The organism is Labrys sp. ALF-8, from assembly GCF_059699065.1.
Map to the genome: position 1 here is coordinate 254,882 of NZ_AP048537.1, position 25,695 is coordinate 280,576.

Annotated in this window: 26 protein-coding genes; 15 read left to right on the plus strand and 11 right to left on the minus strand. The window is 64.9% G+C overall.

Annotated elements, in window-relative coordinates; translation table 11 throughout:
* Window positions 1-40: 40 nt before the first annotated feature.
* Entirely contained in the window at window positions 41-556 is a 516-nt protein-coding gene (locus AC6H34_RS01305) for a glycosyltransferase (protein WP_497537654.1), read from the minus strand.
* Between the two features lie 198 nt (window positions 557-754).
* Between AC6H34_RS01305 and AC6H34_RS01310 the strand changes: the two genes are divergently transcribed.
* On the plus strand, window positions 755-1,879 hold the full coding sequence (locus AC6H34_RS01310) for a PA0069 family radical SAM protein (RefSeq protein WP_497537655.1): 1,125 nt from the start codon (window positions 755-757) through the stop codon (window positions 1,877-1,879).
* Window positions 1,880-2,072: 193 nt separating this feature from the next.
* Here the strand turns inward: AC6H34_RS01310 and AC6H34_RS01315 are convergent, their stop codons facing one another.
* Complete coding sequence (locus AC6H34_RS01315; RefSeq protein WP_448146516.1) at window positions 2,073-2,531, minus strand: hypothetical protein; 459 nt, start codon at window positions 2,529-2,531, stop codon at window positions 2,073-2,075.
* Window positions 2,532-2,722: 191 nt separating this feature from the next.
* Between AC6H34_RS01315 and rnhB the strand changes: the two genes are divergently transcribed.
* Entirely contained in the window at window positions 2,723-3,322 is a 600-nt protein-coding gene (gene rnhB / locus AC6H34_RS01320; RefSeq protein ID WP_497537656.1) for a ribonuclease HII, read from the plus strand.
* 118 nt (window positions 3,323-3,440) lie between these two features.
* Here rnhB and AC6H34_RS01325 read toward each other — a convergent pair whose 3' ends face one another.
* On the minus strand, window positions 3,441-3,887 hold the full coding sequence (locus AC6H34_RS01325) for an RbsD/FucU family protein (protein ID WP_497537657.1): 447 nt from the start codon (window positions 3,885-3,887) through the stop codon (window positions 3,441-3,443).
* 247 nt (window positions 3,888-4,134) lie between these two features.
* Between AC6H34_RS01325 and AC6H34_RS01330 the strand changes: the two genes are divergently transcribed.
* Window positions 4,135-5,268 carry a site-specific DNA-methyltransferase gene (locus AC6H34_RS01330; protein ID WP_448151242.1) on the plus strand — a complete coding sequence of 378 codons (1,134 nt, stop codon included), beginning with the start codon at window positions 4,135-4,137 and terminating at the stop codon, window positions 5,266-5,268.
* A gap of 17 nt (window positions 5,269-5,285) precedes the next feature.
* On the opposite strand, the gene AC6H34_RS01335 is transcribed toward AC6H34_RS01330, so the two are convergent.
* The 4 genes from AC6H34_RS01335 to mutY form a co-directional block, all read right to left on the minus strand.
* Entirely contained in the window at window positions 5,286-6,719 is a 1,434-nt protein-coding gene (locus tag AC6H34_RS01335; RefSeq protein WP_497537658.1) for an amidase, read from the minus strand.
* Between the two features lie 378 nt (window positions 6,720-7,097).
* Window positions 7,098-8,468: an FAD-containing oxidoreductase gene (locus tag AC6H34_RS01340; protein ID WP_497537659.1), complete on the minus strand. Its 1,371-nt coding sequence runs from the start codon at window positions 8,466-8,468 to the stop codon at window positions 7,098-7,100.
* The gene (locus tag AC6H34_RS01345; RefSeq protein WP_448146511.1) at window positions 8,465-8,929 is read right to left on the minus strand and encodes a DUF4126 family protein; all 465 of its coding nucleotides are present in this window, start codon (window positions 8,927-8,929) and stop codon (window positions 8,465-8,467) included. The genes AC6H34_RS01340 and AC6H34_RS01345 overlap by 4 nt, the downstream gene beginning before the upstream one ends.
* 212 nt (window positions 8,930-9,141) lie before the next feature.
* The gene (gene mutY, locus AC6H34_RS01350) at window positions 9,142-10,206 is read right to left on the minus strand and encodes an A/G-specific adenine glycosylase (protein ID WP_497537660.1); all 1,065 of its coding nucleotides are present in this window, start codon (window positions 10,204-10,206) and stop codon (window positions 9,142-9,144) included.
* A 24-nt stretch (window positions 10,207-10,230) separates the two neighbouring features.
* Here mutY and AC6H34_RS01355 point away from each other — a divergent pair, with 24 nt between their 5' ends.
* The 12 genes from AC6H34_RS01355 to AC6H34_RS01410 all read left to right on the plus strand — a co-directional run bounded on the left by AC6H34_RS01355 (window position 10,231) and on the right by AC6H34_RS01410 (window position 20,055).
* The gene (locus AC6H34_RS01355; protein WP_448146510.1) at window positions 10,231-10,758 is read left to right on the plus strand and encodes a DUF721 domain-containing protein; all 528 of its coding nucleotides are present in this window, start codon (window positions 10,231-10,233) and stop codon (window positions 10,756-10,758) included.
* A gap of 93 nt (window positions 10,759-10,851) precedes the next feature.
* A complete protein-coding gene (locus tag AC6H34_RS01360) occupies window positions 10,852-11,511 on the plus strand; it encodes a DsbA family protein (RefSeq protein WP_448146509.1) in 660 nt (219 codons plus the stop codon).
* A 42-nt stretch (window positions 11,512-11,553) separates the two neighbouring features.
* Window positions 11,554-15,012, plus strand: a complete 3,459-nt coding sequence (locus AC6H34_RS01365) for a chromosome segregation SMC family protein (protein ID WP_497537661.1) — start codon at window positions 11,554-11,556, stop codon at window positions 15,010-15,012.
* A 303-nt stretch (window positions 15,013-15,315) separates the two neighbouring features.
* The gene (locus AC6H34_RS01370) at window positions 15,316-15,630 is read left to right on the plus strand and encodes an ArsR/SmtB family transcription factor (protein ID WP_497537662.1); all 315 of its coding nucleotides are present in this window, start codon (window positions 15,316-15,318) and stop codon (window positions 15,628-15,630) included.
* Complete coding sequence (locus AC6H34_RS01375) at window positions 15,627-16,064, plus strand: SRPBCC family protein (RefSeq protein ID WP_497537663.1); 438 nt, start codon at window positions 15,627-15,629, stop codon at window positions 16,062-16,064. The genes AC6H34_RS01370 and AC6H34_RS01375 overlap by 4 nt, the downstream gene beginning before the upstream one ends.
* 16 nt (window positions 16,065-16,080) lie before the next feature.
* Window positions 16,081-16,677, plus strand: a complete 597-nt coding sequence (locus AC6H34_RS01380; protein WP_448146505.1) for an ATP-dependent Clp protease proteolytic subunit — start codon at window positions 16,081-16,083, stop codon at window positions 16,675-16,677.
* A 227-nt stretch (window positions 16,678-16,904) separates the two neighbouring features.
* Window positions 16,905-17,339, plus strand: coding sequence for an AtpZ/AtpI family protein (locus tag AC6H34_RS01385; RefSeq protein WP_448146504.1), 435 nt, complete (start codon window positions 16,905-16,907; stop codon window positions 17,337-17,339).
* 43 nt (window positions 17,340-17,382) lie between these two features.
* Window positions 17,383-18,117 (plus strand): F0F1 ATP synthase subunit A, encoded by a 735-nt coding sequence (locus tag AC6H34_RS01390; protein WP_448146503.1) that lies wholly within the window; start codon window positions 17,383-17,385, stop codon window positions 18,115-18,117.
* A 45-nt stretch (window positions 18,118-18,162) separates the two neighbouring features.
* On the plus strand, window positions 18,163-18,390 hold the full coding sequence (locus AC6H34_RS01395) for a F0F1 ATP synthase subunit C (protein WP_448146502.1): 228 nt from the start codon (window positions 18,163-18,165) through the stop codon (window positions 18,388-18,390).
* A gap of 141 nt (window positions 18,391-18,531) precedes the next feature.
* Window positions 18,532-19,077 (plus strand): F0F1 ATP synthase subunit B, encoded by a 546-nt coding sequence (locus AC6H34_RS01400; protein WP_448146501.1) that lies wholly within the window; start codon window positions 18,532-18,534, stop codon window positions 19,075-19,077.
* Window positions 19,078-19,089: 12 nt separating this feature from the next.
* Window positions 19,090-19,608, plus strand: coding sequence for a F0F1 ATP synthase subunit B family protein (locus AC6H34_RS01405; protein ID WP_448146500.1), 519 nt, complete (start codon window positions 19,090-19,092; stop codon window positions 19,606-19,608).
* A gap of 120 nt (window positions 19,609-19,728) precedes the next feature.
* Window positions 19,729-20,055 carry a hypothetical protein gene (locus AC6H34_RS01410; protein WP_448146499.1) on the plus strand — a complete coding sequence of 109 codons (327 nt, stop codon included), beginning with the start codon at window positions 19,729-19,731 and terminating at the stop codon, window positions 20,053-20,055.
* 93 nt (window positions 20,056-20,148) lie between these two features.
* Here AC6H34_RS01410 and AC6H34_RS01415 read toward each other — a convergent pair whose 3' ends face one another.
* The 4 genes from AC6H34_RS01415 to AC6H34_RS01430 form a co-directional block, all read right to left on the minus strand.
* A complete protein-coding gene (locus tag AC6H34_RS01415) occupies window positions 20,149-22,428 on the minus strand; it encodes a YfbK domain-containing protein (protein ID WP_497537664.1) in 2,280 nt (759 codons plus the stop codon).
* The gene (locus AC6H34_RS01420) at window positions 22,418-23,131 is read right to left on the minus strand and encodes an RNA polymerase sigma factor (protein ID WP_497537665.1); all 714 of its coding nucleotides are present in this window, start codon (window positions 23,129-23,131) and stop codon (window positions 22,418-22,420) included. Before AC6H34_RS01420 ends, AC6H34_RS01415 begins: the two co-directional genes overlap by 11 nt.
* Before the next feature lie 168 nt (window positions 23,132-23,299).
* Window positions 23,300-24,598, minus strand: coding sequence for an aspartate aminotransferase family protein (locus tag AC6H34_RS01425; protein WP_497537666.1), 1,299 nt, complete (start codon window positions 24,596-24,598; stop codon window positions 23,300-23,302).
* Window positions 24,595-25,662, minus strand: coding sequence for a phosphotransferase (locus tag AC6H34_RS01430; RefSeq protein WP_497537667.1), 1,068 nt, complete (start codon window positions 25,660-25,662; stop codon window positions 24,595-24,597). The genes AC6H34_RS01425 and AC6H34_RS01430 overlap by 4 nt, the downstream gene beginning before the upstream one ends.
* Window positions 25,663-25,695: the final 33 nt, after the last annotated feature.

Below are 25,695 nucleotides of genomic sequence, written 5' to 3' on the forward strand. Positions count from 1 at the left end.
GCAACGGTCTCTGTCAGGATTCCGGCACTCGCGCCCGGGATCACTCGGGGGGAGGCGTTATCCCGCCGGTGAACGCCCGCGCCCGCAACGCGTAGACCGCCAGCTTCTTTCCTTCCAGGAGGGCTTTTCGCGGCGCCAGCACGGCCTGCCTGCGGCGGCTGGAACGAGACAGCTTAAGCGCCAGTTCACGTCCCCTCGCCTGCCAGCCATAATCGTCGATCGCCCCGCGAAAGAGCATCGCCACCGGCTTGCTGCCGTTGCGCTGCAGCCGCTGCATGGCGATGCCGGCCTCTCGGAACCAGTCCGATTCGAGCCGCACGCCGGGCGCCACCATCAGCACCCAGTCAGCGCGCGCGGCTTCGAGGCCGGCCTCCGCCTCGCCCTCCACGATCACGCAGCCCACGGCGTCCGCGACAGTACGCGTACCGTCCGAGGAGCCGCCATCGGCCACGATGACCTCGCGCACGAAGCCATCGGCCGCGGCCGGAACGAGGGCAGCGAGCGTTTCTGCCAGGAGATATTCCTGGTCCTTGGCGGCGATGACGACACTGATCATGCGCAGTCGGGATTTACCAAAAGGAGACGTTTTTCGAGGCGACCGCATATCACGGGCCATGCCGTTTCGTCAGAGGCCCAGCCTACCGCTTTTGCGTAAATTATCGGCATTTTCGACTAGCTTGCATCGATGTTCTCTTTTTGTTCTAATGAGAACAGAGAAATCTGATTCGAGAACACGGCTTGCCGGAGGCTTCCAATGGGTATGCCCATCATCAAGGATACTCTCGTTTCGGCGGCGCCGATCGGCACCACCGTCATCAATATCGACAAGCGGCGCGGACGCGGCGCCGTCTCCAATGCAAGCGGCCGCTTCGAGGGCCTGTCGCGCTTCCTGGAGGACGATGGCTGGAACTCGATGGAGGACCTGCCTCCCTTCCGCACCGAAGTTCAGGACGAGCAGGCACGCAAGATCATCACCTTCAATGATTCACCCGATATCTCCTTCGATCGCTCGATCAATCCCTATCGGGGCTGCGAGCACGGCTGCGTCTATTGCTTCGCCCGTCCAACGCACGCGCATATGGGACTTTCCGCCGGCCTCGACTTCGAGGCGAAGCTGTTCGCCAAGCCGGCAGCCGCGGCCTTGCTGGAAAAGGAGCTCTCGGCGCGCAATTACGAAGTACGCACCATTGCCATGGGCACCAACACCGATCCCTACCAGCCGGCCGAGCGCGAACGGCGTATCACGCGTTCGATCCTGGAGGTGCTGGAGCGTACGGGCCATCCCGTCGGCATCGTCACCAAATCGGCGCTGATCACGCGCGACATCGACATCCTCGCGCGCATGGCCAGGCGTGATCTCGTCAAGGTGGCGCTCTCGGTCACCACGCTGGACGCCAAGCTCGCCCGCTCTCTCGAACCGCGCGCCGCAACGCCCTCCCTGCGCCTGAAGGCGATGCGCCAGCTTGCGGATGCCGGCATTCCCGTCACTGTGATGGTGGCGCCGATCATTCCCAGGATCAACGATGCCGAGATCGAGCGCATTCTCGACGCCGCGCATGCGGCGGGCGCTCGCGAGGCCGGCTATGTCATGCTGCGCCTGCCCCGTGAAGTGGCGGAACTGATGCGGGAATGGCTCGCCGAGCACCGGCCGGATGCCCTGAACCATGTCTTCTCGCTGATGAAGTCCGCCCGCGACGGCAAGGATTACGATTCACGCTGGGGCTTGCGCATGACCGGTACCGGCCCCTATGCCTGGACCATCGGCCGCCGTTTCGAACTCGCCGCCGCCCGGCTCGGCCTTAACGCCCGCCGGCTCAAGCTGCGCACGGATCTCTTCACTAGGCCGACACGGGCTGGCGAACAGCTCGCGCTTTTCTGAGCGGAGGCAGGTGTCACTGACGTCCGCGCTCAAGGTTGGAGCAGTAGAAAATCATGGGCGGTTGCAGTCCGCCTCCGAAATTGAAGTGTTCCCACCGCGAAATGTGGTCAGGCCGAACCGCTCTTGCTGTCAAACATACGGAAATCACGATCATTTTACGTTTCGCGGCAATTCCGCGTGAGAGTGGAATGCTTTAGCGGGATTTCGTGCCGCTGAACCAGGAAGGCTTTCCAGTGGCTTTTGCGGCTGGCGCCGCCGAGGGTTCGATCGCGGGCGCTCCCGGCAACTCGCTCACGGGCGTGAGCGTTGCGGAGGCCCAGAAGGCATTGCCCGACAGCGCATACTCCGCGAGTTTTCGATAAGTTGCCAGGCGCCGGTCGATGCGCTCGCCTATGTCGTACGCGGCCAGTTCCGAAGGCGTCGGATCGCGGCCCACTTCCTTGTGGAAGGCAAGCAGCCAATCGCGCTTGTTCTGCATGGAAAGCGAATAGGCCAGCAGGCCGACGACATCCTCCTCGTCATGGACGAGCCTCTCGAAGACATGATCGTTCAGCAGACCCTGCTTGCTGGAAGGCGGCACCTGGGCGGGCGGGACCTCGGCCGGCGGCTGGTAATCGGAAGGCTCGGTGGCCATGGTTTCGTCCTCGCTCACCTGTTTCTGCATCCGGACCTGCCCCGCGGCAATGTGCGCCGCTCTGCTGTGGAAAAGCGATATTCCTGTGACTTATCGAGACGATAGCCAAGTTTGACACGCCCCGGACACAAAGCAAGTCACGAATTGTGTCTCGGGTGCGGGCGCTGTTGTGGCTGGAACTCGCCCCGGGAATCTTCTAACGGCAGATCATGACAAAGATTCTTCTCGCCGGCGTCGATGAAGCAGGCCGCGGCCCCCTTGCCGGTCCGGTATCGGCTGCCGCCGTGATCCTCGATCCCCAGAACGTTCCCCCGGGGCTTGCCGATTCCAAGGTCATTACCGCCGCCGTGCGCGAGGAACTCTATGCCGCGATCATGACGAGCGCGCTCGCTGTCTCCGTGGCCTTCTCCAGCCCCGAATTGATCGAGCGCCTCAATATCCGGGGTGCCACGCTCGATGCCATGCGCCGCGCGGTAAGGGGACTTTCCATCCGGCCGACCTCGGTGGAAATCGATGGCAAGGACGTGCCGCACGGCCTCGGCATTCCCGCCCGCGCCATCGTCGACGGCGACGCACTGGTTCCGGCCATCTCGGCCGCGTCGATCATCGCCAAGGTCACCCGTGACCGGCTGATGACCAGACTCGCCGCCGAGTTCCCGCTCTACGGCTTCGAGCGGCATATGGGCTATGGCACGGCTGAGCATACGAGGGCGATCGACACCCATGGCCCCTGCCGGCACCACCGCCGTTCCTTCGGGCGGCTGAAGGCCCATTTCGCCGGAAGCGGGGAGATCCTCATCCGGTCCTGAACGCCGACGCCTGCGGGAAAGCAACTCCTCCGGGGGCACGGGCATCCCGACCTGTCCTTGCAACGCCACACGGCGGCAGGGATGGGACGGCAGGAGGCCCATGCGCCCGGAATGGCGCTTACGGCGCGATGACACCCTTCCTGAAGATGAAGCAGCCATAGAAGCGGCGCTCGCCGGTCGTGATCACGCAATAGGCGTTCTTGGCGTGTTCATAGAATGCCATGCGCTCGATCGAGGTCATCGGCCAGGACTTGCCCTCGGCCTTGTCGATCTCGGCCTGTACCTCCTGCTGGACCGCCGGAATCTCACCGGGGGAGCCGACGATCTCCATGCGGCGGGCCGAATCATCCACGAAGGTATCGAGCGGAATCACCGACAGGATGGCCTGCACGGCGCGCGCCGCGCTCACTCCGTCGATCCGCAGGAGATCGCCGAGTACCGTCTCGCGAGCCACCGAATCGGCTGGAAAATTGGTGTCGCAGATCACCAGCGTATCGCCGTGCCCCATCGCCCGGAGGGCATAAAGCACGTCGGCATTGAGCAGCGGATCGATATTCTTGAGCATGTTTCTTCCCTGTTTCACGTTGAAGCGCAGGACGCCTTGAACGAGCCGGCCTGCGCTTCGGATTCGAGTCGTGCCATCGCTTGGTCTGAAGAATTACGACACTCGTCCCGATCCGGCACGAATTTTTTCTCATCATGGCAACGCGGAATTTACCAAACACGGCGAGGATTCCACTCGTAGGTCGAGTAGCGTTGCGTATGAGTATCCCATGAGTATCTCGCGTACCGGAGCTGCCACAATGCTTCGGATGAGCCCAGGGTCGAAGAAAGGCGAATCTCGCCCGGCCGTATCGCCGGGTGGGATTCTCCCTCTCGACACCATCATTGAAGGGGATTGCATTGCCGCTCTCGAGCGGTTGCCGGCGCATAGCGTCGATCTGGTCTTTGCGGATCCTCCTTACAATCTTCAATTGGGCGGCGATCTTCAGCGCCCCGACAATTCCATGGTCGACGCCGTCGACGATGAGTGGGACAAGTTCGCCTCGCTGCGCCATTACGACGACTTCACCGCGGCCTGGCTTGCCGGCGTGAAGCGCGTGATGAAGCCGGACGCGACCCTGTGGGTGATCGGCTCCTACCACAATATCTTCCGGGTAGGCTCCAGCCTCCAGGATCTCGGCTTCTGGATCCTCAACGACATCGTCTGGCGCAAGTCCAACCCGATGCCGAACTTCCGGGGCAAGCGCTTCACCAATGCCCACGAGACCCTGATCTGGGCCTCGCGCGACCAGCGCTCGCGCTACACGTTCAACTATGAGGCGCTGAAGGCCGGCAACGAGGATGTGCAGATGCGCTCCGACTGGCTGATCCCCCTCTGCACGGGTACGGAACGGCTGAAGGGCGAGGACGGCCGCAAGGCGCATCCGACCCAGAAGCCCGAGGCCCTGCTCGCCCGCATCCTGCTATCGGCATCCCGGCCCGGCGATGTCGTGCTCGATCCCTTCTTCGGCTCCGGCACGACCGGCGCCGTCGCCAAGAAGCTCGGCCGTCACTTCGTCGGCATCGAGCGCGACCAGGACTACATCGCCTATGCGCGCGAACGCATCGCCCTCGCACAGCCCGTCGACGACGCGGCCATGCTGGCGCCAGCGGAGAAGCGCTCCGAGCCGCGCATTCCCTTCGCCCATGTGATCGAACGTGGCCTCCTGCAGCCCGGCGACATCCTCACCGACGCGAATGGCCGCCACGAGGCCCGGGTGCGCGTCGACGGATCCGTCATGCTCGGCGACATCGTCGGCTCGATCCACAAGATCGGCGCCCTGGCCCAGGGCCTGCCAGCCTGCAACGGCTGGACCTACTGGCACTATCGCGGCGACGGGCAATTGAAGCTGATCGACGATCTGCGCGCGGTGCTGCGCAAGGAACTGGGATCGGCGGGATAGCCCCCCGGGAGCGGCGCCTAGGCGCTCACCAGCGGCCGCCGGTCCTTCCAGGGCATCGCCGTCTCCAATTGTGTCGAGGCCGCCAGAACGGTGGCCTCGTCGCCGTAGCGTCCCACGAGTTGAACCCCGATCGGGATCTCGTCCGGCGTCCAGCCAAGCGGCAGGGAGATCGCGGGCAGACCGCTGATATTGAAGGGAAAGGCAAAGACGGCATCCATCCAGCGCGAGAGATAACGATCGAGGTCCGTCTCGCCCATGTCGTAATACCCCACCGGCCGCGGCAATTGCGTCAGGGTCGGCGTGACGAGGATGTCATAGGGCAAGAGGTCGCTGGCGATGATGCGGCCGATCCGGCGCAGATCCTCCACGCTACGGGCGTGATCGGTGCCCCGGATGCTGCGCCCGCGCTCGATGAACTCCCATGTCACGGCCTCGACGTCCTCCCTCGTGACCGGGCGCCCCACCTTCGTCTCCAGCCACTCGAACTCAGCCGCCGATTCCACCGCGATCATATGAGCATAGGTCTTCCATGCGGCGTTGGCGTCGAATGGCATGTCGTGTTCTTCCACGATGTGCCCGAAGCCTTCCAGTTCCTTCGCCGTGGCGAGGACCGCCGCCTTCACCCGGGGATCGGTGGGGGCTCCGTTCGGCGGCGTCACGGTGAAGCCGATGCGCAGCCGTCTCGGCATCCGCGTGGACAGGCTGAGCCAGCTGTCCTCCGGTTCGGGCGGCGTATAGGGATCGCCGGGGAGTCCCCCGGCCAATGCATCGAGATAGGCGGCGGTGTCACGCACGCTGCGGGCGCAGCACAGGGAATGGACGCCCCCGTACCAGCAATCCACGGCGGGTGAGAGGGTGATGCGCCCGCGCGAAGGCTTCAGGCCGACGATCCCGCAGCAGGAGGCGGGGATTCGGATCGAGCCGGCCCCGTCGCTGGCGTCTGCAATCGGCACCATTCGGGCGGCCACCGCCGCAGCCGCGCCGCCGCTCGAGCCGCCCACGGTGATCTCATCCCTCCAGGGATTGCGGGTCGCGCCGTAGAGCTTTGGCTCGGTGGCGATGGAGAGGCCGAATTCGGGTGCGTTCGACTTGCCTATGGTCACCAGCCCCGCTGCCTTGATCCGGCGCACGATCTCCGAATCACCGGCAGCGACGATTCCCTTCAGGTAACGGGAGGAGTTTGTGAAGGGCGCGCCCTTCCAAGAGGTGACGAGTTCCTTGATGAGGAACGGCACGCCGGCGAAAGGCGCCTCACGGTTGACCATGGCTGCGGAAGCACGCCCGACGTCATAGAGACGATGGATCACGGCGTTGAGCTTGGGATTGAGATGCTCGACGAGCGCGATGGCAGCCTCCACCAGTTCCATGGGAGAGACCTCACCCCGCTTCACGAGACCGGCCAGGTCCAGGGCATCGGAGTTGGCGTAGGTCTTCAGCAAGCTGCCGGTCATGGCCCCCATCGGTCTCTCTTTGCTGCAGACGCCCGCAGTGGGCGGCCGTCCCGTCTCACGAAACATCGCCACTTGTTTCCCCCTCGCGAAGGAACGGAAGCGGGCTTGCGCGCCCGCTATCGGCTGCTCGTGGCAGGGGGACTTTGCGTGACTCCGGCGTGACGCGCGCGTGACTCAAAAAATCAACAAGCAGGTGATCGGGAGGTATCGAGGTGCAGAAAGGGCAGAAATCTGCGCGCTATTGCGTCTCCAGAAGGGCCAGGCTTGAAGACCTGACCCAACACGGACTATCGCGTGGTATAAATGGCGCGTGTTGCATAGGGGCGCCGGTGCGCGTGGCGCATGGTTCGAAGCGGCCAGCCGGACCGCTTCCTCATTTCACACCAGCGGTTTCATTTCGCCGATCATGGTCGGTACGAGTTCGGACACGGTCGGGTGAATATGCACGGCCCGCTGTATGACGCCCGACGGCGCGTGGGCATACATGCCGTCGAGCATGCCGTGAATCACCTCGTCTCCGCCCACCCCCAGGATCGCCGCGCCGAGTATGGCGTGGCTGCCGGCGTCGACGATCACCTTCATGAAGCCCTGCGTCTCGCCCTTCTCGACGGCGCGGCCGACACGGGTCATCGGGCGCGTGCCGATCAGCGCCTTCACGCCGGAGCGGCGCACTTCGTCCTCCGTCTGGCCGATGCGGCCGAGCGGCGGATCGATATAGAGGGCATAAGCCGTGATGCGATCGCTCACACGTCGCGGATCGTTGTCGAAGATGTTGGCGGCGGCGATCTCGTAGTCGTTGTAGGACGTGTGGGTGAAGGCGCCCCTGCCGTTGCAGTCACCCAGCGCCCAGACGCCATCGACATTGGTGCGCAGTTGATCGTCCACCAGGATGAAGCCGCGCTTGTCCGTCGCGACGCCCGCTCGGTCGAGGCCGAGATCGTCCGTGTTCGGAACACGGCCGACGGCGACCAGCACATGGGAGCCGACGATCTCCTCGTTTCCCGCCAGCGTTACCAGAGCCTCCTCGCCCCGTCGCGCGAAACGGATATCGTCCACGCCGACACGAACGGCGATCCCCTCCTTTTCCAGGATGTCCCGGATCGCCGCCGAGACATCTTCGTCCTCCCTCGACGCGAGCCGGGGCCCACGTTCGATCACCGTGACTTCGCTGCCGAAGCGGCGATACATCTGAGCGAATTCGAGGGCGATGTAGGAACCGCCGATCACCACCAGATGCCGCGGCAGCGAATCGAGTTCCACGATGGAGGTGTTGGTGAGATAGTCGATCTCGGCCAGGCCCGGCATATCGGGCACATGAGCCCTGCCGCCGACATTGAGGAAGATCCCGGGAGCCTCCAGGCGCTCGCCGTTCACCTCGACCTCTTGGGGAGAGGTAAAACGAGCATGCCCCCGGATGAGACTGCACCCCGGCATGCCGCCGAGCCAGGACTCGAGCCCGGTGCGCGCGTCCATCGTCACCTTTTGCTTGCGTGCCCAGATCTTCTTCATGTCGACGCCGACCGTCCCGCCCAGCGACACGCCATAGTCGGCGGCGCGGCGGGCGACATGGGCGGCATAGGCACTGGCCACGAGCGTCTTGGTGGGCATGCAGCCAGTATTGACGCAGGTGCCCCCAACATGTTTGCGCTCGACCATCGCGACCGTCTTTCCGGCAGCGCTGAATCGCCCGGCGAGCGAGGGGCCGGCCTGCCCGGCCCCAATGATGATGGCGTCGAATGACCGGCTCATAGCAGGAACCTCGCTATCAGGAAGGCGCCGCCGAGGGCGACCACGTCCTCTATCAGCGCGGCCGGCATATCCCGGCCGAAGGCCAGGGCGAGACGACGACGCACTTCGTGGCCACCGAAAGTGCCCAGCACGGCACCCAGGATGCCAGAGATCAGGCATACCATGCCGAGGCCGCTGCCGGCGAAGCCGATCGCCGTCCCGGTGAACGCTCCGCTCACGATGCGCGCGCCGAACTGCATCGGCACCTTGCGGCTCGGCGTCGACGGAAGCTTGTCACCCACCAGCTCCAGAAGGGCGAGGAGGGTGAATATCCACAGCGTGAACGCGTGCCCCATGAAGGCGAAGGGCGAATTCTGCAGCGGAAGCCAGCCGAGATAGGCGGCCCAACTGATGGCCGCCGGGGCCGTAAAAGTGCGCAAACCGGCAACCAAGCCGATCAACAGAGCGGCAACAAACGCCATGAGGCCCCCAACTGCGAGTCCAGTCTCATGCTGGCCGATGGAGCGCCAAACGCAAGAGAAAAATTAAATTACGCAGCGTATCAAATCAAGTATCGTAAGGTTATTAGTTTTCAATATTCAATTAAAATCGATATAAATGAAGAATAACGTATAATTCACAAATCGGCGAAGCGTCCGCGTTGCCAATGCTGGCGGGGATGACCCACGTCACTCTAGGCGCCACGAGCCAGCGCAGCGATCTTGCGCATCACGGTCGGCAGTGCCTCGCCATCGAGATCGGCGAGGCGAACCCACCGGCAATCCGACGGCGCCCTGGTGGTCACTGCGGCGTCGGCGGCGTAGACGGTGACGGCAAGCTCGAAATGGGTGAAGCCGTGGCCCACCTCTCCCGCCAGCCTGCGCCATTTCGCCTTGAGCGGGGCATGGGCGATGGCAGTCGCGGCATCGAAATCCTCGCTCCAGGCGCTCGAAGGGATTTCGGTCATGCCCCCCAGCAGCCCTTTGTCCGGCCGCTTGCGCACAAGCACCCAACCGTCCGGGCGGGTCAGCCAGAACGCCGCCCCCTTGCGCAAGGGACGTTTCGCCTTCGGCGCCTTGCGCGGAAAACTTTCCTGCGTGCCTTCGACGCGGGCCTGGCAAAGCGGCATGAAGGGACACAGGGAACAGGCCGGTCGCTTCGGCGTGCAGATGGTGGCGCCGAGGTCCATCATCGCCTGTGCGAAATCGCCGGGACGGTCGAAGGGCGTCAGCCGTCCCACGATCGCCGCGATGGCGGGCTTGGCCTGGGGAAGCGGCGTCTCGATGGCCTCGAGCCGCGTCACCACGCGCTCCACATTGCCGTCAACGACGGCGGCATGGCGGTTGAATGCGATGGAGGCCACCGCCGCCGCCGTATAGGCGCCCACGCCGGGCAACTGTCGCAGTCCCTCGACCGAATCGGGAAAACGCCCGCCGAGCCGCTCGCTGACGAAGCGCGCACAGGCATGGAGGTTGCGCGCCCGCGAATAATAGCCGAGCCCGGCCCAGGCCTTGAGAACCTCCTCGATATCGTCCGCCGCAAGGGCCTTTACGGTGGGCCAACGTGAGACGAAGGTCTGAAAATAAGGCCCTACGGTCTTTACGGTGGTCTGCTGAAGCATGATCTCCGAGAGCCAGACACGATAGGGATCGGGTGTCTCGCCCGGCAGGGAACGCCAAGGCAACCGCCGCCGGTGCCTGTCATACCAGGCCAGCAAGGCATCGGAGTACTTGACCTCGGAAGGCGCAGGATTCAGCATGGCCCCTCATTCCATGCTTTGCCCATGATCAACAAGTCCCCTTCCTTCAAGGCGCGCTCCGCCCGCCCCTTTTCCGACCTGCTCGGCCCCGCACTGGCCGACGCCCTGAAGGCGCGCGGCTTCGCCACCGCCGACATCATCGGCCACTGGCCGGATATCGTCGGGGTGCGGCTCGCCGAACAGTCGCAACCGCTGAAGATCCAATGGCCGCCGCGTCCGAAGATGGACAAGCCGGATACGCCAGCCCAGCCGGCCACGTTGATTCTGCGGGTGGAAAGCGCCTTCGCTCTGGAAGTGGAGATGGGTGCGGCCCAGATCATCGAGCGGATCAACGCCGTGTTCGGCTGGCGCTGCGTCGGCAAGCTGCGGCTCAAGCAGGGACCGGTCGAGCATCCCGAACGCCGCGAGCGCCCCAGGCCTCCGGAGCTTTCTCCCGCCGCCGCCCGGCAGTTGGAGAAGGACCTCGGGGGAATCGAGGACCAGGGATTGCGGGAAGCGCTGGAGCGGCTCGGGCGGCAGGTGCGCGGCTCAAAACCGGTCACAGCTCCGTGAAACCGTCTCGTCTGCCTGTTGCCATAATTGTGCGTCTCAAGTACCGCACGTCTGCAGCGCAGATGCACATCCAGAAAAGGACATGATGAGCCGATGAGCCCGATCCTTAACCGCCGCACCCTGATCGCAGCCCTCGCGGCGACCTCGGCGCTGCCGGCCCTGCCCGCCCTGGCTGCCGACGACAAGGTAAGCCTCCTCGAGCTCGCCGTCCCCGGCCCGATCCCGGACATCGCCCTGGGAAAGCCGGACGCGCCGGTCAAGGTCTATGAATATGCCTCGATGACCTGCCCGCACTGCGCGCGCTTCGCCAAGGACGTCTTCCCGGCCATCAAGGAAAAGTACATCGATACCGGCAAGGTGCTGTGGACGATGCGCGAGTTTCCCCTCGATCCCCGCGCCACCGCCGGCTTCATGCTGGCCCGCTGCATCGCCAACAACGACGCGAACAAATATTACACCGTGCTCGACGTCCTCTTCGCCCAGCAGGACAACTGGGCCTTCGTCGATGATCCCAAGCAGGTGCTGCCGGGCCTGTTCGCCATCGCCAAGCAGTCGGGTTTTACACAGGAACAGTTCCAGGCCTGCTTGAAAGACCAGACGCTCTATGGTGGCGTGAGCGCGGTGAAGGATCGCGGCGAGAAAGTCTTCAATATCGACGGAACGCCGACTTTCTTCATCAATGGTATCAAGAAGAGTGGTGAAATCACGTTGGATGAGTTCGCCAAGACCGCGGATCCGTTTATCAAGTCCTGATAGCAGCCGTCGCCCTCGCGAGGCCTGGTTGCGGGGTGATGAATGAAACTAACCAAGCTCAGGCTTCTCGGCTTCAAGTCGTTTGTCGAACCGACGGACTTCCTGATCGAACCCGGATTGACGGGTGTCGTCGGGCCGAACGGGTGCGGCAAGTCGAACCTGGTCGAGTCCCTGCGTTGGGTGATGGGTGAAAGCTCCCACAAGAATCTGCGCGCCGCCGAAATGGACGATGTCATTTTCGGCGGCTCCGGCAACCGGCCGGCGCGCAACATGGCCGAGGTCATCCTCACCGTCGAGAACAAGGACCGCACGGCCCCCGCCGCCTTCAACGATGTCGACATCCTGGAGATCTCCCGGCGCATCGAGCGGGATCGCGGCTCCAACTACCGCATCAACGGGCGCGAGGTCCGCGCGCGCGACGTGCAGCTCATCTTTGCCGACGCCTCCACCGGCGCCCGCTCCCCCGCCATGGTGCGCCAGGGGCAGATCGCGGAGCTGATCGCCGCCAAGCCCCAGTCGCGCCGCCGGATCCTGGAAGAGGCGGCCGGCATTTCGGGCCTGCATTCGCGCCGCCACGAGGCCGAGCTGCGCCTGAAAGCGGCCGAGAGCAATCTCGAACGCCTGGAGGACGTGCTCACCCAGATCGAATCGCAGCTCGAGGGTCTCAAGCGTCAGTCGCGCCAGGCATTTCGCTATCGCGGCCTCTCCAACGAGATTCGCCAGGCCGAGGCACTGCTCTTCCATATAGCCTTCGAGGAAGCGGGCCGGCTGGTGATCGAAGCGGAGCAGCGTCTCGACCACGATATCCGCTCGGTGGCGGAGCGCACCCGCGCGCAGGCGGAAGCCGCGCGCCTTGCCGCCATCGCCGCCCATGAGATGCCGCCCCTGCGCGAGGCGGAAGCGGCCGCAGCCGCCGAACTGCATCGCCTGACGACCGCGCGCGAGGCCTTGCAGCAGGAAGAACGGCGCGCCGAGCAGCGCAAGGTGGAGCTTGACCACCGCATCACGCAGGCCGCAGCCGACATCACTCGCGAGAAGGCAATGATCGCCGATGCCGGTACCATGCTGGAGCGCCTTGCCGGCGAGGAGGCCGCCCTCAAGGACGAGCAGGAGGCATCGGGAGACCTGGCAGCCGAGGCGCAGGAAGTCCTCCACGAAGCCGAGACCCACCTCGCTGCCGAGGAGAAAGCGCTCGGCGAGGCGCAGACCGACTATGCCGAGTTGCAGGCCGGGCGTGCCCAGGCCGAACGCAGCGAGCGCGAGACAGGCGACCGTGTCATGAGGCTGGAACGCCAGCTGACCGACGTGCGGCGCGAGAGCGAGGCATTGCAGGCCGGGTCCAACGCGGCGGCTCTCGCCGAGAGCCTGGGGGAAGAACTCGCCGAAATGCAGCATCGTCTCGGCGAGGCCGAGCAGGCAGCCATGGAGGCAGAGGGCCAGCATGCTCGCGCGAGGGAAGCCGAAGTCGCCTCCCGCACTCCCCTGCAGGAAGCCGAGCGCTCCGCCAGCCGGCTGGAAACGGAGGCGCGCACGCTCGCCAAGCTGGTGCTGACGCCGGCCGGCGCCAAATATCCGCCCATCGCCGACAAGCTCAAGGTCACCAAGGGCTATGAAGTAGCGCTTGGCGCTGCTCTCGGCGACGACATCGACGCCCCGACGGATCTCGCAGCGCCGGCGCATTGGTCCGGTGCCGAACCGTCCGCCGGCGATCCCGCGTTGCCCGATGGCGTCGAGCCCCTTGCCGCCTTCGTGCGAGGCCAAGAGAGCCTGCGGCGCCGCCTCGCGCAGATCGGCATCGTCCCGAAGGAGGACGGCCAGCGCCTCAAGGCCCTGCTTGCCCCCGGCCAGCGTCTGGTGAGCCGCCAGGGCGACCTGTGGCGGTGGGACGGCTTCGTGGCCGCCGCCGAGGCTCCCTCTGCCGCGGCGAGACGGCTCGCCGAGCGCAATCGCCTTGCCGAACTGGAACAGGAAGCGGAGGCCGCGCGCGAAGCGGTCGAACCCCGACGACAGGCCGCGGAGGCCGCGCAGGCGGCCCTGCGCGAGGCCGGAGAGCGCGAACGCGGCGCCCGGGACACCTGGCGCATGCTCAACCGTGAGGCCGAGCAGCTGCGCGAACGAGCCGCAACCGCCGAACGCCAGGCCGCGCAACTCGCCAGCCGCCTATCCGCCCTCACGGAAGCCGGCAACCGTCTCGGCGACGACCTTGAGGAGGCAAGAGAAGCCTGCGAAGCCGCGCGCGAAGTCCTAGCGTCGCTGCCTGATGGCGGCGCGCTCAATGCCAGGCTCCAGGCGTTACGCAGCACCGTGGCGCAGGGCCGCGGGGCCGTGGCCGAAGCACGCGCCCAGGCCCAGACCCTCGCACGCGAGGGAGAACTGCGTCTTCGGCGCCTGTCGGCCATCCTGCAGGAAGCCAGGTCTTGGGCGGAACGCCAGCAAGGCGGCACGGCCCAGATCGAAACCCTCACGAATCGCCTCACCGAGCTGGAGGTCGAACGCGCCGGCTTCGACGATGCCCCCGTGGTCTTCGCCGCCCGCCGCCGAGCGCTCATGAGCGAAACGGAGACAGCCGAAGCCGCGCGCAAGGCCGCAGCCGACCGCCTCGCCGAGGCCGAGAGCCGACTGGCCCAGGCCGATCGCCAAGGCCGCGACGCGCTTGTCGCCCTCAGCCAGTCCCGCGAGGAACAGGTACGCTCCGAGGAGAAGCTCGATGCCCTGCGCGCGCGGCGCGCCCAGATCGTCTCGGAGATCGAGGAAGCCTTGAACGTCGCGCCCACGGGCCTGCTCAAGCTCGCCAATCTCGCGCCGGACACCCCGATTCCCGATCGCCGGGACGTCGAGCGCGCGCTCGAGGAGGCCAAGCGGGAACGCGAGCGCCTGGGTGCCGTCAACCTGCGCGCCGAGGACGAGCAGAAGGATGTGCAGACCCAATTCGACGGGCTGGTGGCCGAGCGGGACGATCTCATCGAGGCGATCAAGCGCCTGCGCCAGGCCATCGCCGGACTGAACCGCGAGGGGCGCGAGAGGCTTCTGGCCGCCTTCGACATCGTCAATGGCCATTTCCAGCGCCTGTTCCAGACCCTGTTCGGCGGCGGCACGGCCGAGTTGCAGCTCACCGAATCGGACGATCCGCTCGAGGCCGGCCTCGAAATGCTGGCCCGCCCTCCGGGCAAAAAACCGCAGACCCTGTCGCTTCTCTCCGGCGGCGAGCAGGCATTGACGGCCATGGCCCTCATCTTCGCGGTGTTCCTCACCAATCCCGCGCCGATCTGCGTTCTGGACGAAGTCGATGCGCCGCTGGACGACGCCAATGTGGAACGCTTCTGTGACCTGCTGGACTCCATGATCCAGCAGACCGAAACACGTTTCGTGACGATTACCCACAACCCGATCACCATGGCCCGCATGAACCGCCTCTTCGGCGTCACCATGGCGGAGCGCGGGGTGAGCCAGCTCGTCTCCGTGAGCCTCAGCGAGGCCGAGAAATTCCTGGAAGCGGTCTAGGACAAAACGCGGTCGGGCAGAACCGGTCGTCCGGCCTGATATGCAGGAATAACAAGCGGTTTTGATTCATGACGCCTCCGTCTGAAGGCGAAATGCGCTTGCTGGAGGCTTGCCGGACGCAGGGCATCGGGCCCTCTCTTTCTCCTTGTCGAGCGTCGTGCGTCCATACGAGCCAATCCAAGCTCTGAGAGGACAGGCATCTTTCCCCGGCTTCGGCGACGGATTCCTGCCCATGAACGGGATGCCCACGCACCCGGAAAATTTCCATTGCCGAATCCATAAGTACATGCTTATGTATATCACATGATCCAGCCAGATCTCTTCCGCGCCCTCGCCGATCCAACCCGCCGCGCCGTGTTCGAAAGGCTCGCCGGCAGGGAAATGAGCGTCTCAGAGCTCAAGGCGGGCTTCGACGTCTCGCAGCCGGCCATCTCGCAGCACCTGGCCGTACTCAGGCAGGCGGGACTGGTGACGGAGAGGCGCCAGGGCCGCAACGCACATTACCGTGCCGTCCCGCAGGCGCTGACGCCTTTGGCCGACTGGTTGGACCGCTACCGAGCCTTCTGGCCGGAAAGGCTCGAAAGGCTCAGGACCGTGCTCAAGGATATGGACCAATGACGATTGGTGATGCACCGACGACACAGCGGCCGGACAGGGCGAGCGAACAACAGCCGGAAGACCTCGTCTTCGAATGCAGGCTGGACGAGCCGCTTGCGAAGGTCTGGCGTGCCCTCGCCGTGCCGGATAATGTCGCCACCTGGCTGGCACCGGCGAAATCCCTGACGGATGAGGGAAAAGTGCGCTTCGATGGCCGGGCGGTTGGTCTCGCCGGCGATGTGGAGTGCAGGCTGCTGTCCAGCGATCCCCCGCGCCACCTGCGCTATGCCTGGCGGGAAGACGATGGCACCAGCAGGCTCGACAGCATCGTCACCTTCGATCTCGCCCCGGCCCGCGAGGGCGGCACGCTCGTGCGCATCACCCACGGCGGCTTCGTGCTGAAGCCGGTCGCCGCAAACCTGAACCAGCCCGTCGTGATGCTTCGGGCAGCCTGAACCGGAGAAGGATACGATGAACGCCCTCATTCCGATGGTCGTCGAACAGTCGCAGCGCGGCGAGCGTTCCTTCGACATCTTCTCCCGAATGCTGCGGGAACGCATCATCTTCATCAACGGACCGATCGACGACGATGTTTCGGCCCTGGTCTGCGCGCAGCTCCTTTTCCTGGAAGCCGAGAATCCGCGAAAGGAAATCTCGATCTACATCAATTCGCCTGGGGGCTCCGTTACCAGCGGCTTCGCCATCTATGACACCATGCAGTTCATCAAGAGCCCCGTCTCGACGCTGTGCATGGGGTCGGCCTATTCGCTCGGCTCCTTCGTCCTGATGGCCGGGGAACCGGGCAGGCGCGTCGCCCTGCCCAACACATCCATCATGGTGCACCAGCCTTCCGGGGGCTACCAGGGCCAGGCAAGCGATCTCCTGATCCACGCCTCGAACATCATGAAGATGCGCGCCCGGCTGAACGGCCTTTACGCCAGGCATTGCGGGCGCTCGATCGAGGAAGTCGAAGCGGCGCTCGACCGGGACAACTTCATGACGGCGGAAGAGGCCCTCGCCTGGGGCCTTGTGGACAGTATCTCGCCCCAGCGCCTGGAGGCGGCCTGATTCTAGGCCGCAAATACCTCACGCCTGTCGCCGAACCGGCATGGTTCACCCAGCTGAAGGGGAAAATGGCCCATCCGAGGCCCCCATACCATCGACAATGCCACCCCAACCATAGGCTGCAGCGTGCATAAAAGCCGCACGCCTCCCTCTCCTTCACCCATTTTGTATTTATTCTCAATGACTTGATCAATTTTCTCCTCGCCTTGACACCGTAAGGAGCGGTCGGTATGGTCCCGCCGTTTTCAAGGGGGGTGTCCGGCGCCATTTTGCCGGCCAGGGAGCATGTTGCCGCAATGGCGAGCGACGAAGCAAACCAGGCCGGGAATTCCGGCAAAGACAATCCCAGTGAAAAAGAGCTGTCCGAACGTCTGCGCCGCCTCGACGAGCGCCTCGAAGCCGTCAAGGCCGGGGAACGAGCCGAAGCGGCGAAGCTGCGCAAGCAGGAGGGCGACCCCTCCGCGATCGGCAAGGCGATGCGTCTGTCGTCCGAGTTCGTCGCCGGCATCATTGCCGGCGGGCTGATCGGATGGGTGGTGGACAAGTTCGCCGGCACCTCACCGTGGGGGCTCATCATTCTTCTGATGCTCGGCTTCGTGGCTGGTATCCGGAATTTGTTGCGCGCCTCGAATATGTTGGGCAAAACACCCGACAAGCAGGAATGACCCGGCGCCTCGCGCCATAGATGAAGACAGGGCCTGGCAGGCGATGCATAGTCCGATTACCCAATTCGAGATCAAGCCGCTCTTCCATATCGGCAGCATTGCTTTCACCAATTCGGCCCTCTTCATGTTCATCGCGGTGATCCTCATCGCGCTGGTGATGATCGCGACGACCTCGGCGCGCGCCACCGTTCCCGGCCGCTGGCAGTCCCTGGCCGAGACCTTCTATGAATTCGTGGCTGGCACCGTGCGCAGCTCGGCGGGCCATGAGGGCATGCGCTTCATGCCCTTCGTGTTCTCGCTGTTCATGTTCGTGCTGTTCTGCAACGTGCTCGGCCTGATCCCCGGCTTCTTCACGGTCACGAGCCACATCATCGTCACCTTCGCGCTCGCCGCCCTGGTTATCAGCGTCGTGATCCTCTACGGCTTCTACAAGAACGGCACCCACTTCCTGCACCTGTTCGTGCCGTCGGGCGTTCCGGGCTGGCTGCTGCCCCTTCTCGTGGTGATCGAGGTGATTTCGTTCATCTCTCGCCCGATCAGCCTCTCCGTCCGTCTTTTCGCCAACATGCTCGCGGGCCACATCGCCCTCAAGATCTTCGCAGGCTTCATCGTCATGCTGGCGGGTGCCGGCGTGTTCACGGCGATCCTTTCGCCCCTGCCCCTTCTTCTGGTCATCGCCCTCGTGGCGCTGGAAACGCTGGTGGCCGTGTTGCAGGCATATGTCTTCGCAACGCTCACCTGCATCTACCTCAATGATGCCCTGCATCCGGGTCATTGATCACATCTAGTCTCAACAAACCCCTACCCAACAGGAGTTCCATCCATGGACGCCAACGCAGCTAAGTTGATCGGCGCTGGTCTCGCTTGCATCGGCATGGCCGGCGCCGGCATCGGCCTCGGCAACCTCTTCGGCCAGTTCCTCTCGGGCGCCCTGCGCAACCCGTCTGCTGCCGATGGTCAGCGCGGCACGCTGCTGCTCGGCTTCGCTCTGACGGAAGCTCTCGGCATCTTCTCGCTGCTCGTCGCTCTGCTGCTGCTCTTCGCAGTCTGATCCACGCGGCCTGCGTTTCGAGGACGGCTTTCGCGGCTGACAAGTCGCGGAGCCGTAACTTGTTTGCGCAAGCCGGCAGCATTCCATCTGTTTGTGTCCGACCCCTGCAAGGCGCTGGGACGCATTCGTTGAAGGTGTTTCATGGCTGAATCAACCGCAGGAACCGAGGTTCCAGGCGATGCCCATGGAGCCAAGGGCGCATTCCCGCCTTTCGATAGCTCGACCTTTACGTCGCAGATTCTGTGGCTGGTCATCGCTTTCGGGCTTCTCTATCTCCTGATGTCGAAGGTTGCGCTGCCGCGCATCGCCGGCATCCTTGCCGACCGTTCGAGCAAGATCTCCTCGGATCTGGCAGCGGCGCAGAAGGCCAAGGCCGACAGCGACGAAGCCATTGCCGCCTATGAGACCTCGCTGATCAAGGCACGCGCCAAGGCTCAGAACATCGCTTCCGAGACCCGCGCCGCCGTGAGCGCCGAGACGGATACCAAGCGGAAGTCCCTTGAGGCCGATCTCTCGGCCAAGCTGGAAGCCGCCGAAGGGCAGATCACTGCCACCAAGAAGGCCGCCATGAGCAATGTGAGCGCCATTGCCTCCGATGCCACCGCGGCTATCGTGGAGCAGCTGCTCGGCAAGGCTCCCGAGCCGGAAGCCTTGCAGGCGGCCGTCAAAGCCGCCGTGGCGAACTGAGGAGGGCATCCCATGGAATATTTCGGAGAAATGCTCCACGAGGTGTTCGATCCTGCCGGTCCGGAGTTCTATATCCTGATCGGGACGATCATCTTCCTGGTCATCGCCTGGAAGATGGGTGGCTTCGCCCAGATCGGCAAAGGCCTCGATGCCCGCGGCAACGCCGTGCGTGCCGAGCTCGACCAGGCCCGCTCGCTGCGTGAGGACGCCCAGAAGCTTCTGGCCGACTATCAGCGCAAGCAGAAGGAAGCCGAGGCCGAGGCGGTGCAGATGATCGAGACCGCCAAGGCGGAGGCCGAGCGCTACAAGGCCGAGCAGATCGCCAAGATCGAGGATTTCGTGGCCCGCCGCACCAAGCTGGCGGACCAGAAGATCGCGCAGGCCGAAGCCTCCGCCGTTGCGGAGGTCAAGGCCGCGGCAGCGGATGCCGCCGTCAAGGCCGCGACCTCGATCCTGTCGGATCAGCCTGCCGCCAGCGCCGGCAACCTGATGTCCGCCGCCCTCAACGAAGTACGCGCCAAGCTCAACTGAGCCGGAGTTGTATTCTCGAATCAAGGAAGCCGCCCTTCGGGGTGGCTTTTTTGTTTGCCTGTCACGCCGATATCCTGCCTGCGTGAAACTCTGGCGTCCTCGCTGAACCGGGGACCCTCCATGGCTAATTCTCTCGGACTTTCCATCGCGCCCGACACGCTCTGGCAGGCGATCAATCCGTGGACCTTCTACCAGAACGGCGGCCAGTTCGGCCTGATCAATGTCAATCTCGGCCAGACGCCGCGCCCAGACATCGAACAGGCCATCCTCGACGAGGTCGGCTCCTATGGCCGCCAGCTCGGCCGCATCGGCGACGCGCTGGAAATCCTCATCCGCCGCCTCAAGCCGGAGGAACTCACGGCGGAGGAGGCGGACACGCTTGCGATCCTGGAAGGCCAGCTCGCCCAGATCCGCAAGGTGAAGAAGCGCGAATATGACGGGAAGTAGGAAGAAGCGCCGAGGCCGGGACCGCGGACGAAGACGTCCGCGGTCCCGGCCACCGAGCCTCCCCGGGCAATCCGGGGAGGCTCTCATCTCCGGTCACCGCGCGTTTGGGGGCAATGCCTTCGCGGTTTTGGCCGCACGTACCATGTTGACGAATTCGGCCCTATAACCGAACGGATCCTCGCCCTTCGCGCCGTTGGCGAGCGCAATGATATCGTCCGGCGTCAGGTTGCCCGTGTACCTGCCCCCGCGCAGCCACTCGCCGAAACCGGCCACGGCTACCGCGAAGCGGGCATCGAGGGGAGCCTGCGACATCGTCCCGGCCTCGCCGGCATGTGTCACCGGAGTGGTCATCAGCGTGCTCCTGTCCGATTTCGGCAGCTTGTAGCGAATCTTAAGGAAGGCGTATTCGTCCGCCTTGTCCGGCTGCGCTCTGGTCGCCGACATCCCGGCGGCCGAGGATTGGTAACGGCTGTCGTCGACCGGGCGCGGCCCGCCGGCCGGCACGAAGTCGTAGATCGCCGTCACGCTGGCGCCCGATCCGACTTCGCCGGCATCGACCTTGTCATTGTTGAAGTCCTCTGTCCTGAGCATGCGGGTCTCGTAGCCAATCAGGCGATAGTCGCTCACCGTCACGGGGTTGAACTCGACCTGGATCTTCACGTCCTTGGCGATCGGGAAGAGCGTCGAAGTCGCCTGGTCAACCAGCACCTTGCGGGCCTCGTTGAGCGTATCGATATAGGCCGCCTCGCCATTCCCGTTCTGGGCCAACTCCTGCATCATGGCATCGTTGAGATTACCCATGCCGAAGCCGAGCACGGAAAGGAAGATGCCCTTGTCGCGTTCGCGAGTGACGAAGCCCTTCAGCTCGTCGGGGCTGGTGATGCCGACATTGAAGTCGCCATCCGTCGCCAGCATGACCCGGTTCACGGCCTTGGCGTCAAAATTGGCCTCGGCAAGCTGATAGGCAAGCCTGATCCCCTCCCCGCCCGCCGTCGAGCCACCGGCCTGCAGCCGGCCGAGCGCTTGTTCGATCCTCACCTTGTCGGACGCTCGTGTCGGCTTGAGGACGACACCGGCGGACCCGGCATAGGCCACGATGGAGACCCTGTCCTGCGGCCTGAGCGTATCGAGGAGCATGCCGAGCGACTTCACCAGCAGCGGCAGCTTGTTGGGTTCATCCATCGATCCAGACGTGTCGATCAGGAAGACGAGATTGGCCGGCGGACGCTCGGTGGCCGGCAAGGTATAGCCCTTGATGCCGATCCGCATGAGCTTGTGGCCGGAGACCCAGGGATTGGGCATCACCGCCACCTCGGTGGCGAAGGGCTCGCCGGCGCTCTTCGGCGGAGCATAGTCATAGGGGAAATAGTTGATCATCTCCTCGGTGCGCACCGCGTCCGGCTGGGGCAGCACATTCTGGTTCAGCGCGGCGCGGACATAGGAATAGGAGGCGGTGTCGACATCGATCGAGAAGGTCGATACCGCCTCCTGCGCAACGGCCTTGAAGGCGTTCTCGGGGGCGTTCGCGAATTTGTCGCGGCCGATCTCGGCGGGCTTGGTGATTGATGCCTCGCCTCCGCCAATGCCTTCCTGGACAGGCATGTCGGTGCGTTGCCGGGAATAGAGCGATACCGGACCATTCGGCTCCGGCAGCGACGGCGCTGCAAGGGCAGCCTCGTCGTTCGCCGTGTCCCCCGGAATCGCGCGTCCGCCGGCTTTCGCCTCCGGTTGGGCGGGCCGTCCTATATCCTTCTTCAAGTCATCCCCCGGGGGATCCGAGGCGTCGGGCGTAGCACTCGCGGAAGGCGCGAGCGGTGGGGGGGGTAGCGCTGGCCTATCTGCTTCAGTTGCCATGGTGCGCGTTGATGCACCCCGGCCAGGATGGACAGGCCCAGACGAGACTTGCGCGGCTTGCTCCACCGCACCGGGCTTGGGCGCCGACTGTATGCTGGGCTCCCCATCGCCCGCCTGCTCGTTCCGTCCTTGCCGTTTCGGCGTGGGGGCAGGCGGATCGAGCCTCTCCCGATCGTCGGCGGAGACACGCAAGGTTTCCTGGCTGCCCATGAGAGATTGGCCGTGCGGCCCCGTCCCCTTTTCGGCAGGAGCGTTCATGGGACTGACGATCCGCATAGTCTCCACGCCCATCGGCACGGCAATCAGCAGAGCCGCTCCCGTCGCCAGGGCCATGCGAAGGCCCGGGCGCGGCAGCAGCGAGCCGAAGCTGAAGCGGTACGGCCGCAGCGCGACTATCCCCTGCCGACGCCGCCTGTCCTCGAACCGCATCATTGCCTTGAAGATCGCCTGCTCTCGCGCGGCATCCGACGGCCGTGCCTCGGGGAGTTCGGTATGGTCGAAATCGTGATCAACGCTCATCGCGGATCTCCTTCCGACGCGTTGCAGCGTCTTCCTTCGTCTCTTCTCCACTCAACTGCTTGCGCACCTGATGCATTCGCCACGAGACGGTACTTTCGGATATGCCGAGTTGGGCCGCGGCTTCGCGGTGGCTGAGCCCTTCGCCCGCCACAAGCACCACGGTTGCCCTGAGCTCCGGCGATAGGCCGGCAAGCATGCTCTTCAGCCAGTTCTGCCGCATGAGGTCCCGTCCGTCGGGCGAGGCGCCACCAAGGCTCGCATAGCTCGAAAAGGCCTCGCGCATGCGTCCGAAGCTCGACCTGCGGCGGCGATGGTCATGGCAGGCATTGATGGTGATGCCGATGAGCCATGTGGTGAAACGTGCTTCGCCACGGTAGCTGGCCAGCTTCTCGACCAGTTGCATCAGCACGTTCTGCACGATGTCCTCGGCCTCCTGCATGAGACCCGTCTGCCGCCAGGCGACACGGTGGATCATGTCGTGATGGCGGCGGATCAGCTTCTCGAAGGCCCGGCTGTCACCCTTGAGGGCCAGCGTGACGAGCACGGCGTCGCTGTCGTCGAGAACGGCCGGTACGCCGGCCGTCGCCACATCGTCGCGCCGCGGCGCTTCGGCTCCCTCCGCCACCGACAGCACGGAAAGCAGCCTGGACATCAGCGGCCATGGCGATGGCAGGCCGAGATCAATGGTCGCCGTGGCGGACATGCCGACCCTCCCCCTGCTCGCGGGAGGCACGGCTGCCCGCCCGCTCATGATGGCACAGTTGCATCGATACCTCCCGGCATGATTGCCGACTGTGCCATCAGACGCAGTGCCCGCAGATTTCCTTGGCGGGGAGTTGAAGTTTTTGCGCGGAGGGCGTCGCGGCGCCCGTTACAGGCTTGCCAGCGTCTCCCGGAGCCTGTCCATGAACAGCTCCACATTCTGCTGGGAGAACACCATGGGCGGCCTGATCTTCAGGCTATGGCCGCGCCGGCCCGTAGCGCTGATGAGCACACGGCGCTCCCGCAGCCCGTTGACGATCTCCGCCGCCGCCGCGCCATCGGGCGCACCCCCGGCGTCCACGATATCGACACCAATGAAGAGACCGGCCCCACGCACCGCGCCGACGCGGCCGTCCACGGCTGCAAGAGCTTCGAGTTCGCCCTTGAAGAAGGCCCCCACATCCCTGGAATTGGCGATCAAGGCTTCGGCCTCGATGACATCAAGGACGGCCATGCCCACCGCACATGAGACCGGGTTGCCGCCAAACGTGTTGAAGTATCGCACATTGCGCCCGAAGGCCTCGAGATGCTCCGGTCTCGCCGCCATCGCCGCCATCGGATGGCCGTCTCCCATCGGCTTGCCCATGGTGACGATATCGGGCGTCAGCCCATGCCGGGCAAAGCCCCACATGCCGGCACCGGTGCGCCCGAAGCCCGGCTGCACCTCATCGGCGATGAATATCCCGCCCGCCCGGCGGATCGCCTCCACCGCCGGCGCCAGGAAGCCGGCGGGATCGGCAAACACGCCGTCGCTGGAGAAGATCGTATCCACCAGGAGGGCCGCCGGCCGGATGCCGTGCGCCGCCATGTCGTCGATCGCCTCGCCGACATTTCGGGCCAAGACGGCGCCGGCATCCGCCAGCCCCGTCGGTGCCGCCACCATCCGGACCATGGAACTGATCGGCGCGCTCGGCCCCAGCGACGGCGACATCTGGGCGAGCAGGTCCGTCACCCCATGATAGGCGTTCTCCGTCACGATGACCCCGGTCCCTCCAGTCACCGCCTTGGCGACACGCAGGGCGAGGTCGTTCGCCTCGCTGCCCGTGCAGGTGAACATGACGTTTGAGATGGAGGCGGGCATGGTGGCGAGCAGGCGCTCGGCGTAGTCTAGGATCCCCTCGGTGATGTAGCGCGTGTGGGTGTTCAGCGTCGCCGCCTGCCGGGCGAGTGCCGCCACCACGTGCGGGTGGCTGTGGCCGACGCTCGCGACATTGTTGTAGGCGTCGAGATAAGCCTCGCCGTTCCGCCCGTAGAGCCAGACTCCCTCCGCACGCGCGACCTGCACGGGATGGGCGTAGAACAGCCTGTAGGCCGGGCCGAGCAGGCGTTGGCGCCTGGCGATCAGGGCCGCCTCGTCCTCGGCGAAATCGGCAACCCTGGCGGGATCGAAGGCGTTGACCATGGTCACGGGGTGCGCTCCCTTGCAAGATGAAGATGGAATTCCTCGGCAGCCTGCGCCGGCGGCAGGGCGTGCGCCCGGCTGAGGCCCGTCCAGGCCCGGCCCGCATTGCGCAGGATATAGTCGCGATTGTCCGGCTCCAGGGTCGAACGCCAGGCGGAGATCACCACCGTGAGGGTCATGCGGGCAAGGAGGAGATCGAACAGACAGTCGACTTCGCCTTCCTCCAGCGGCAGCACGGCATGATAGCCAGCGACGAAGGCCTTGATCGGGGCCAGGAAGTCGCCCTCCTCCGCCACATGGTAGGATGCTCCGACGGCAACCTCGTTCACGAGCGGCGCCTCGACCATGTCGCCGAAATCGATGATGCCGGCGAGCCGGTCCTGCGGGCCGTCCGCACTACCGGTCACCAATATGTTGGAGGGGTTGAAATCGTTGTGGATCACCTGACGGCGAAAGGAAGCGGTGCGTGGAAAGACCGTACTCTCGAGCCGGTCCAGCACGCGTCCGATCAGGCGTTGCCGCTCGCTGTCATCGATATGGGCGATGAGCGGCCTGAGCTTGGCCGCATGGCTGAGATCCCACAGGAGTTCATGCCCGCTCGCCGGATGCGAAAACCCCGCCAGCGCGAGGTCGAGACGGCCAAGGCCGAGGCCGAGATTGCGCGGCAGGCCGGGACTGCGCTCCACCCTGGCCAGGGGCACTCCGGGAAGATAGGTCAGCATGCGCACGATGCGTGGTTGGCCTCCGTCCACGGCCAGGGAGAAATAGGGTTCGCCCCGCCCGGTCTCGACCACGCGCGGCACCGGCAGGGACGGATCGCGCGTCGCCATATGCATCAGCGCCCGCGTCTGGAAATCCGTAACCGTCTGGTCCTCGACCGGATTCGCCACCTTCAGCAGGTAGTCCTGGCCGTCCGCGGCCTTGAGATGAAAGTTGCTGTCGCGTTCGCCGATCAGGGGCTTGGCCATGACGGCGAGGCCGTAGTGCTCGCGCGCAATCCGCCGTGCCTTCTCCTCGGAGACCGGAGGCGCCTTGGTGTTCAGGACGGAGACAGCGGGCGTGCCCGACATTGAGGAGATTCTCCCACGTATCGTTTCGTTTCC

Excerpts from the sequence above, each read along its gene's own strand:
- AC6H34_RS01330 (WP_448151242.1), top strand. The coding sequence starts at position 4,135 with ATGAGCCCAGGGTCGAAGAAAGGCGAATCTCGCCCGGCCGTATCGCCG.
- AC6H34_RS01390 (WP_448146503.1), top strand. The coding sequence starts at position 17,383 with ATGCATAGTCCGATTACCCAATTCGAGATCAAGCCGCTCTTCCATATC.
- AC6H34_RS01385 (WP_448146504.1), top strand. The coding sequence starts at position 16,905 with ATGGTCCCGCCGTTTTCAAGGGGGGTGTCCGGCGCCATTTTGCCGGCC.
- AC6H34_RS01375 (WP_497537663.1), top strand. The coding sequence starts at position 15,627 with ATGACGATTGGTGATGCACCGACGACACAGCGGCCGGACAGGGCGAGC.
- AC6H34_RS01410 (WP_448146499.1), top strand. The coding sequence starts at position 19,729 with ATGGCTAATTCTCTCGGACTTTCCATCGCGCCCGACACGCTCTGGCAG.
- AC6H34_RS01400 (WP_448146501.1), top strand. The coding sequence starts at position 18,532 with ATGGCTGAATCAACCGCAGGAACCGAGGTTCCAGGCGATGCCCATGGA.
- AC6H34_RS01370 (WP_497537662.1), top strand. The coding sequence starts at position 15,316 with ATGATCCAGCCAGATCTCTTCCGCGCCCTCGCCGATCCAACCCGCCGC.
- mutY (WP_497537660.1), bottom strand. The coding sequence starts at position 10,206 with ATGCTGAATCCTGCGCCTTCCGAGGTCAAGTACTCCGATGCCTTGCTG.
- AC6H34_RS01380 (WP_448146505.1), top strand. The coding sequence starts at position 16,081 with ATGAACGCCCTCATTCCGATGGTCGTCGAACAGTCGCAGCGCGGCGAG.
- AC6H34_RS01345 (WP_448146511.1), bottom strand. The coding sequence starts at position 8,929 with ATGGCGTTTGTTGCCGCTCTGTTGATCGGCTTGGTTGCCGGTTTGCGC.
- AC6H34_RS01360 (WP_448146509.1), top strand. The coding sequence starts at position 10,852 with ATGAGCCCGATCCTTAACCGCCGCACCCTGATCGCAGCCCTCGCGGCG.
- AC6H34_RS01430 (WP_497537667.1), bottom strand. The coding sequence starts at position 25,662 with ATGTCGGGCACGCCCGCTGTCTCCGTCCTGAACACCAAGGCGCCTCCG.
- rnhB (WP_497537656.1), top strand. The coding sequence starts at position 2,723 with ATGACAAAGATTCTTCTCGCCGGCGTCGATGAAGCAGGCCGCGGCCCC.
- AC6H34_RS01415 (WP_497537664.1), bottom strand. The coding sequence starts at position 22,428 with ATGAGCGTTGATCACGATTTCGACCATACCGAACTCCCCGAGGCACGG.
- AC6H34_RS01420 (WP_497537665.1), bottom strand. The coding sequence starts at position 23,131 with ATGTCCGCCACGGCGACCATTGATCTCGGCCTGCCATCGCCATGGCCG.
- AC6H34_RS01405 (WP_448146500.1), top strand. The coding sequence starts at position 19,090 with ATGGAATATTTCGGAGAAATGCTCCACGAGGTGTTCGATCCTGCCGGT.
- AC6H34_RS01340 (WP_497537659.1), bottom strand. The coding sequence starts at position 8,468 with ATGAGCCGGTCATTCGACGCCATCATCATTGGGGCCGGGCAGGCCGGC.
- AC6H34_RS01395 (WP_448146502.1), top strand. The coding sequence starts at position 18,163 with ATGGACGCCAACGCAGCTAAGTTGATCGGCGCTGGTCTCGCTTGCATC.
- AC6H34_RS01335 (WP_497537658.1), bottom strand. The coding sequence starts at position 6,719 with ATGACCGGCAGCTTGCTGAAGACCTACGCCAACTCCGATGCCCTGGAC.
- AC6H34_RS01365 (WP_497537661.1), top strand. The coding sequence starts at position 11,554 with ATGAAACTAACCAAGCTCAGGCTTCTCGGCTTCAAGTCGTTTGTCGAA.
- AC6H34_RS01310 (WP_497537655.1), top strand. The coding sequence starts at position 755 with ATGGGTATGCCCATCATCAAGGATACTCTCGTTTCGGCGGCGCCGATC.
- AC6H34_RS01355 (WP_448146510.1), top strand. The coding sequence starts at position 10,231 with ATGATCAACAAGTCCCCTTCCTTCAAGGCGCGCTCCGCCCGCCCCTTT.
- AC6H34_RS01305 (WP_497537654.1), bottom strand. The coding sequence starts at position 556 with ATGATCAGTGTCGTCATCGCCGCCAAGGACCAGGAATATCTCCTGGCA.
- AC6H34_RS01325 (WP_497537657.1), bottom strand. The coding sequence starts at position 3,887 with ATGCTCAAGAATATCGATCCGCTGCTCAATGCCGACGTGCTTTATGCC.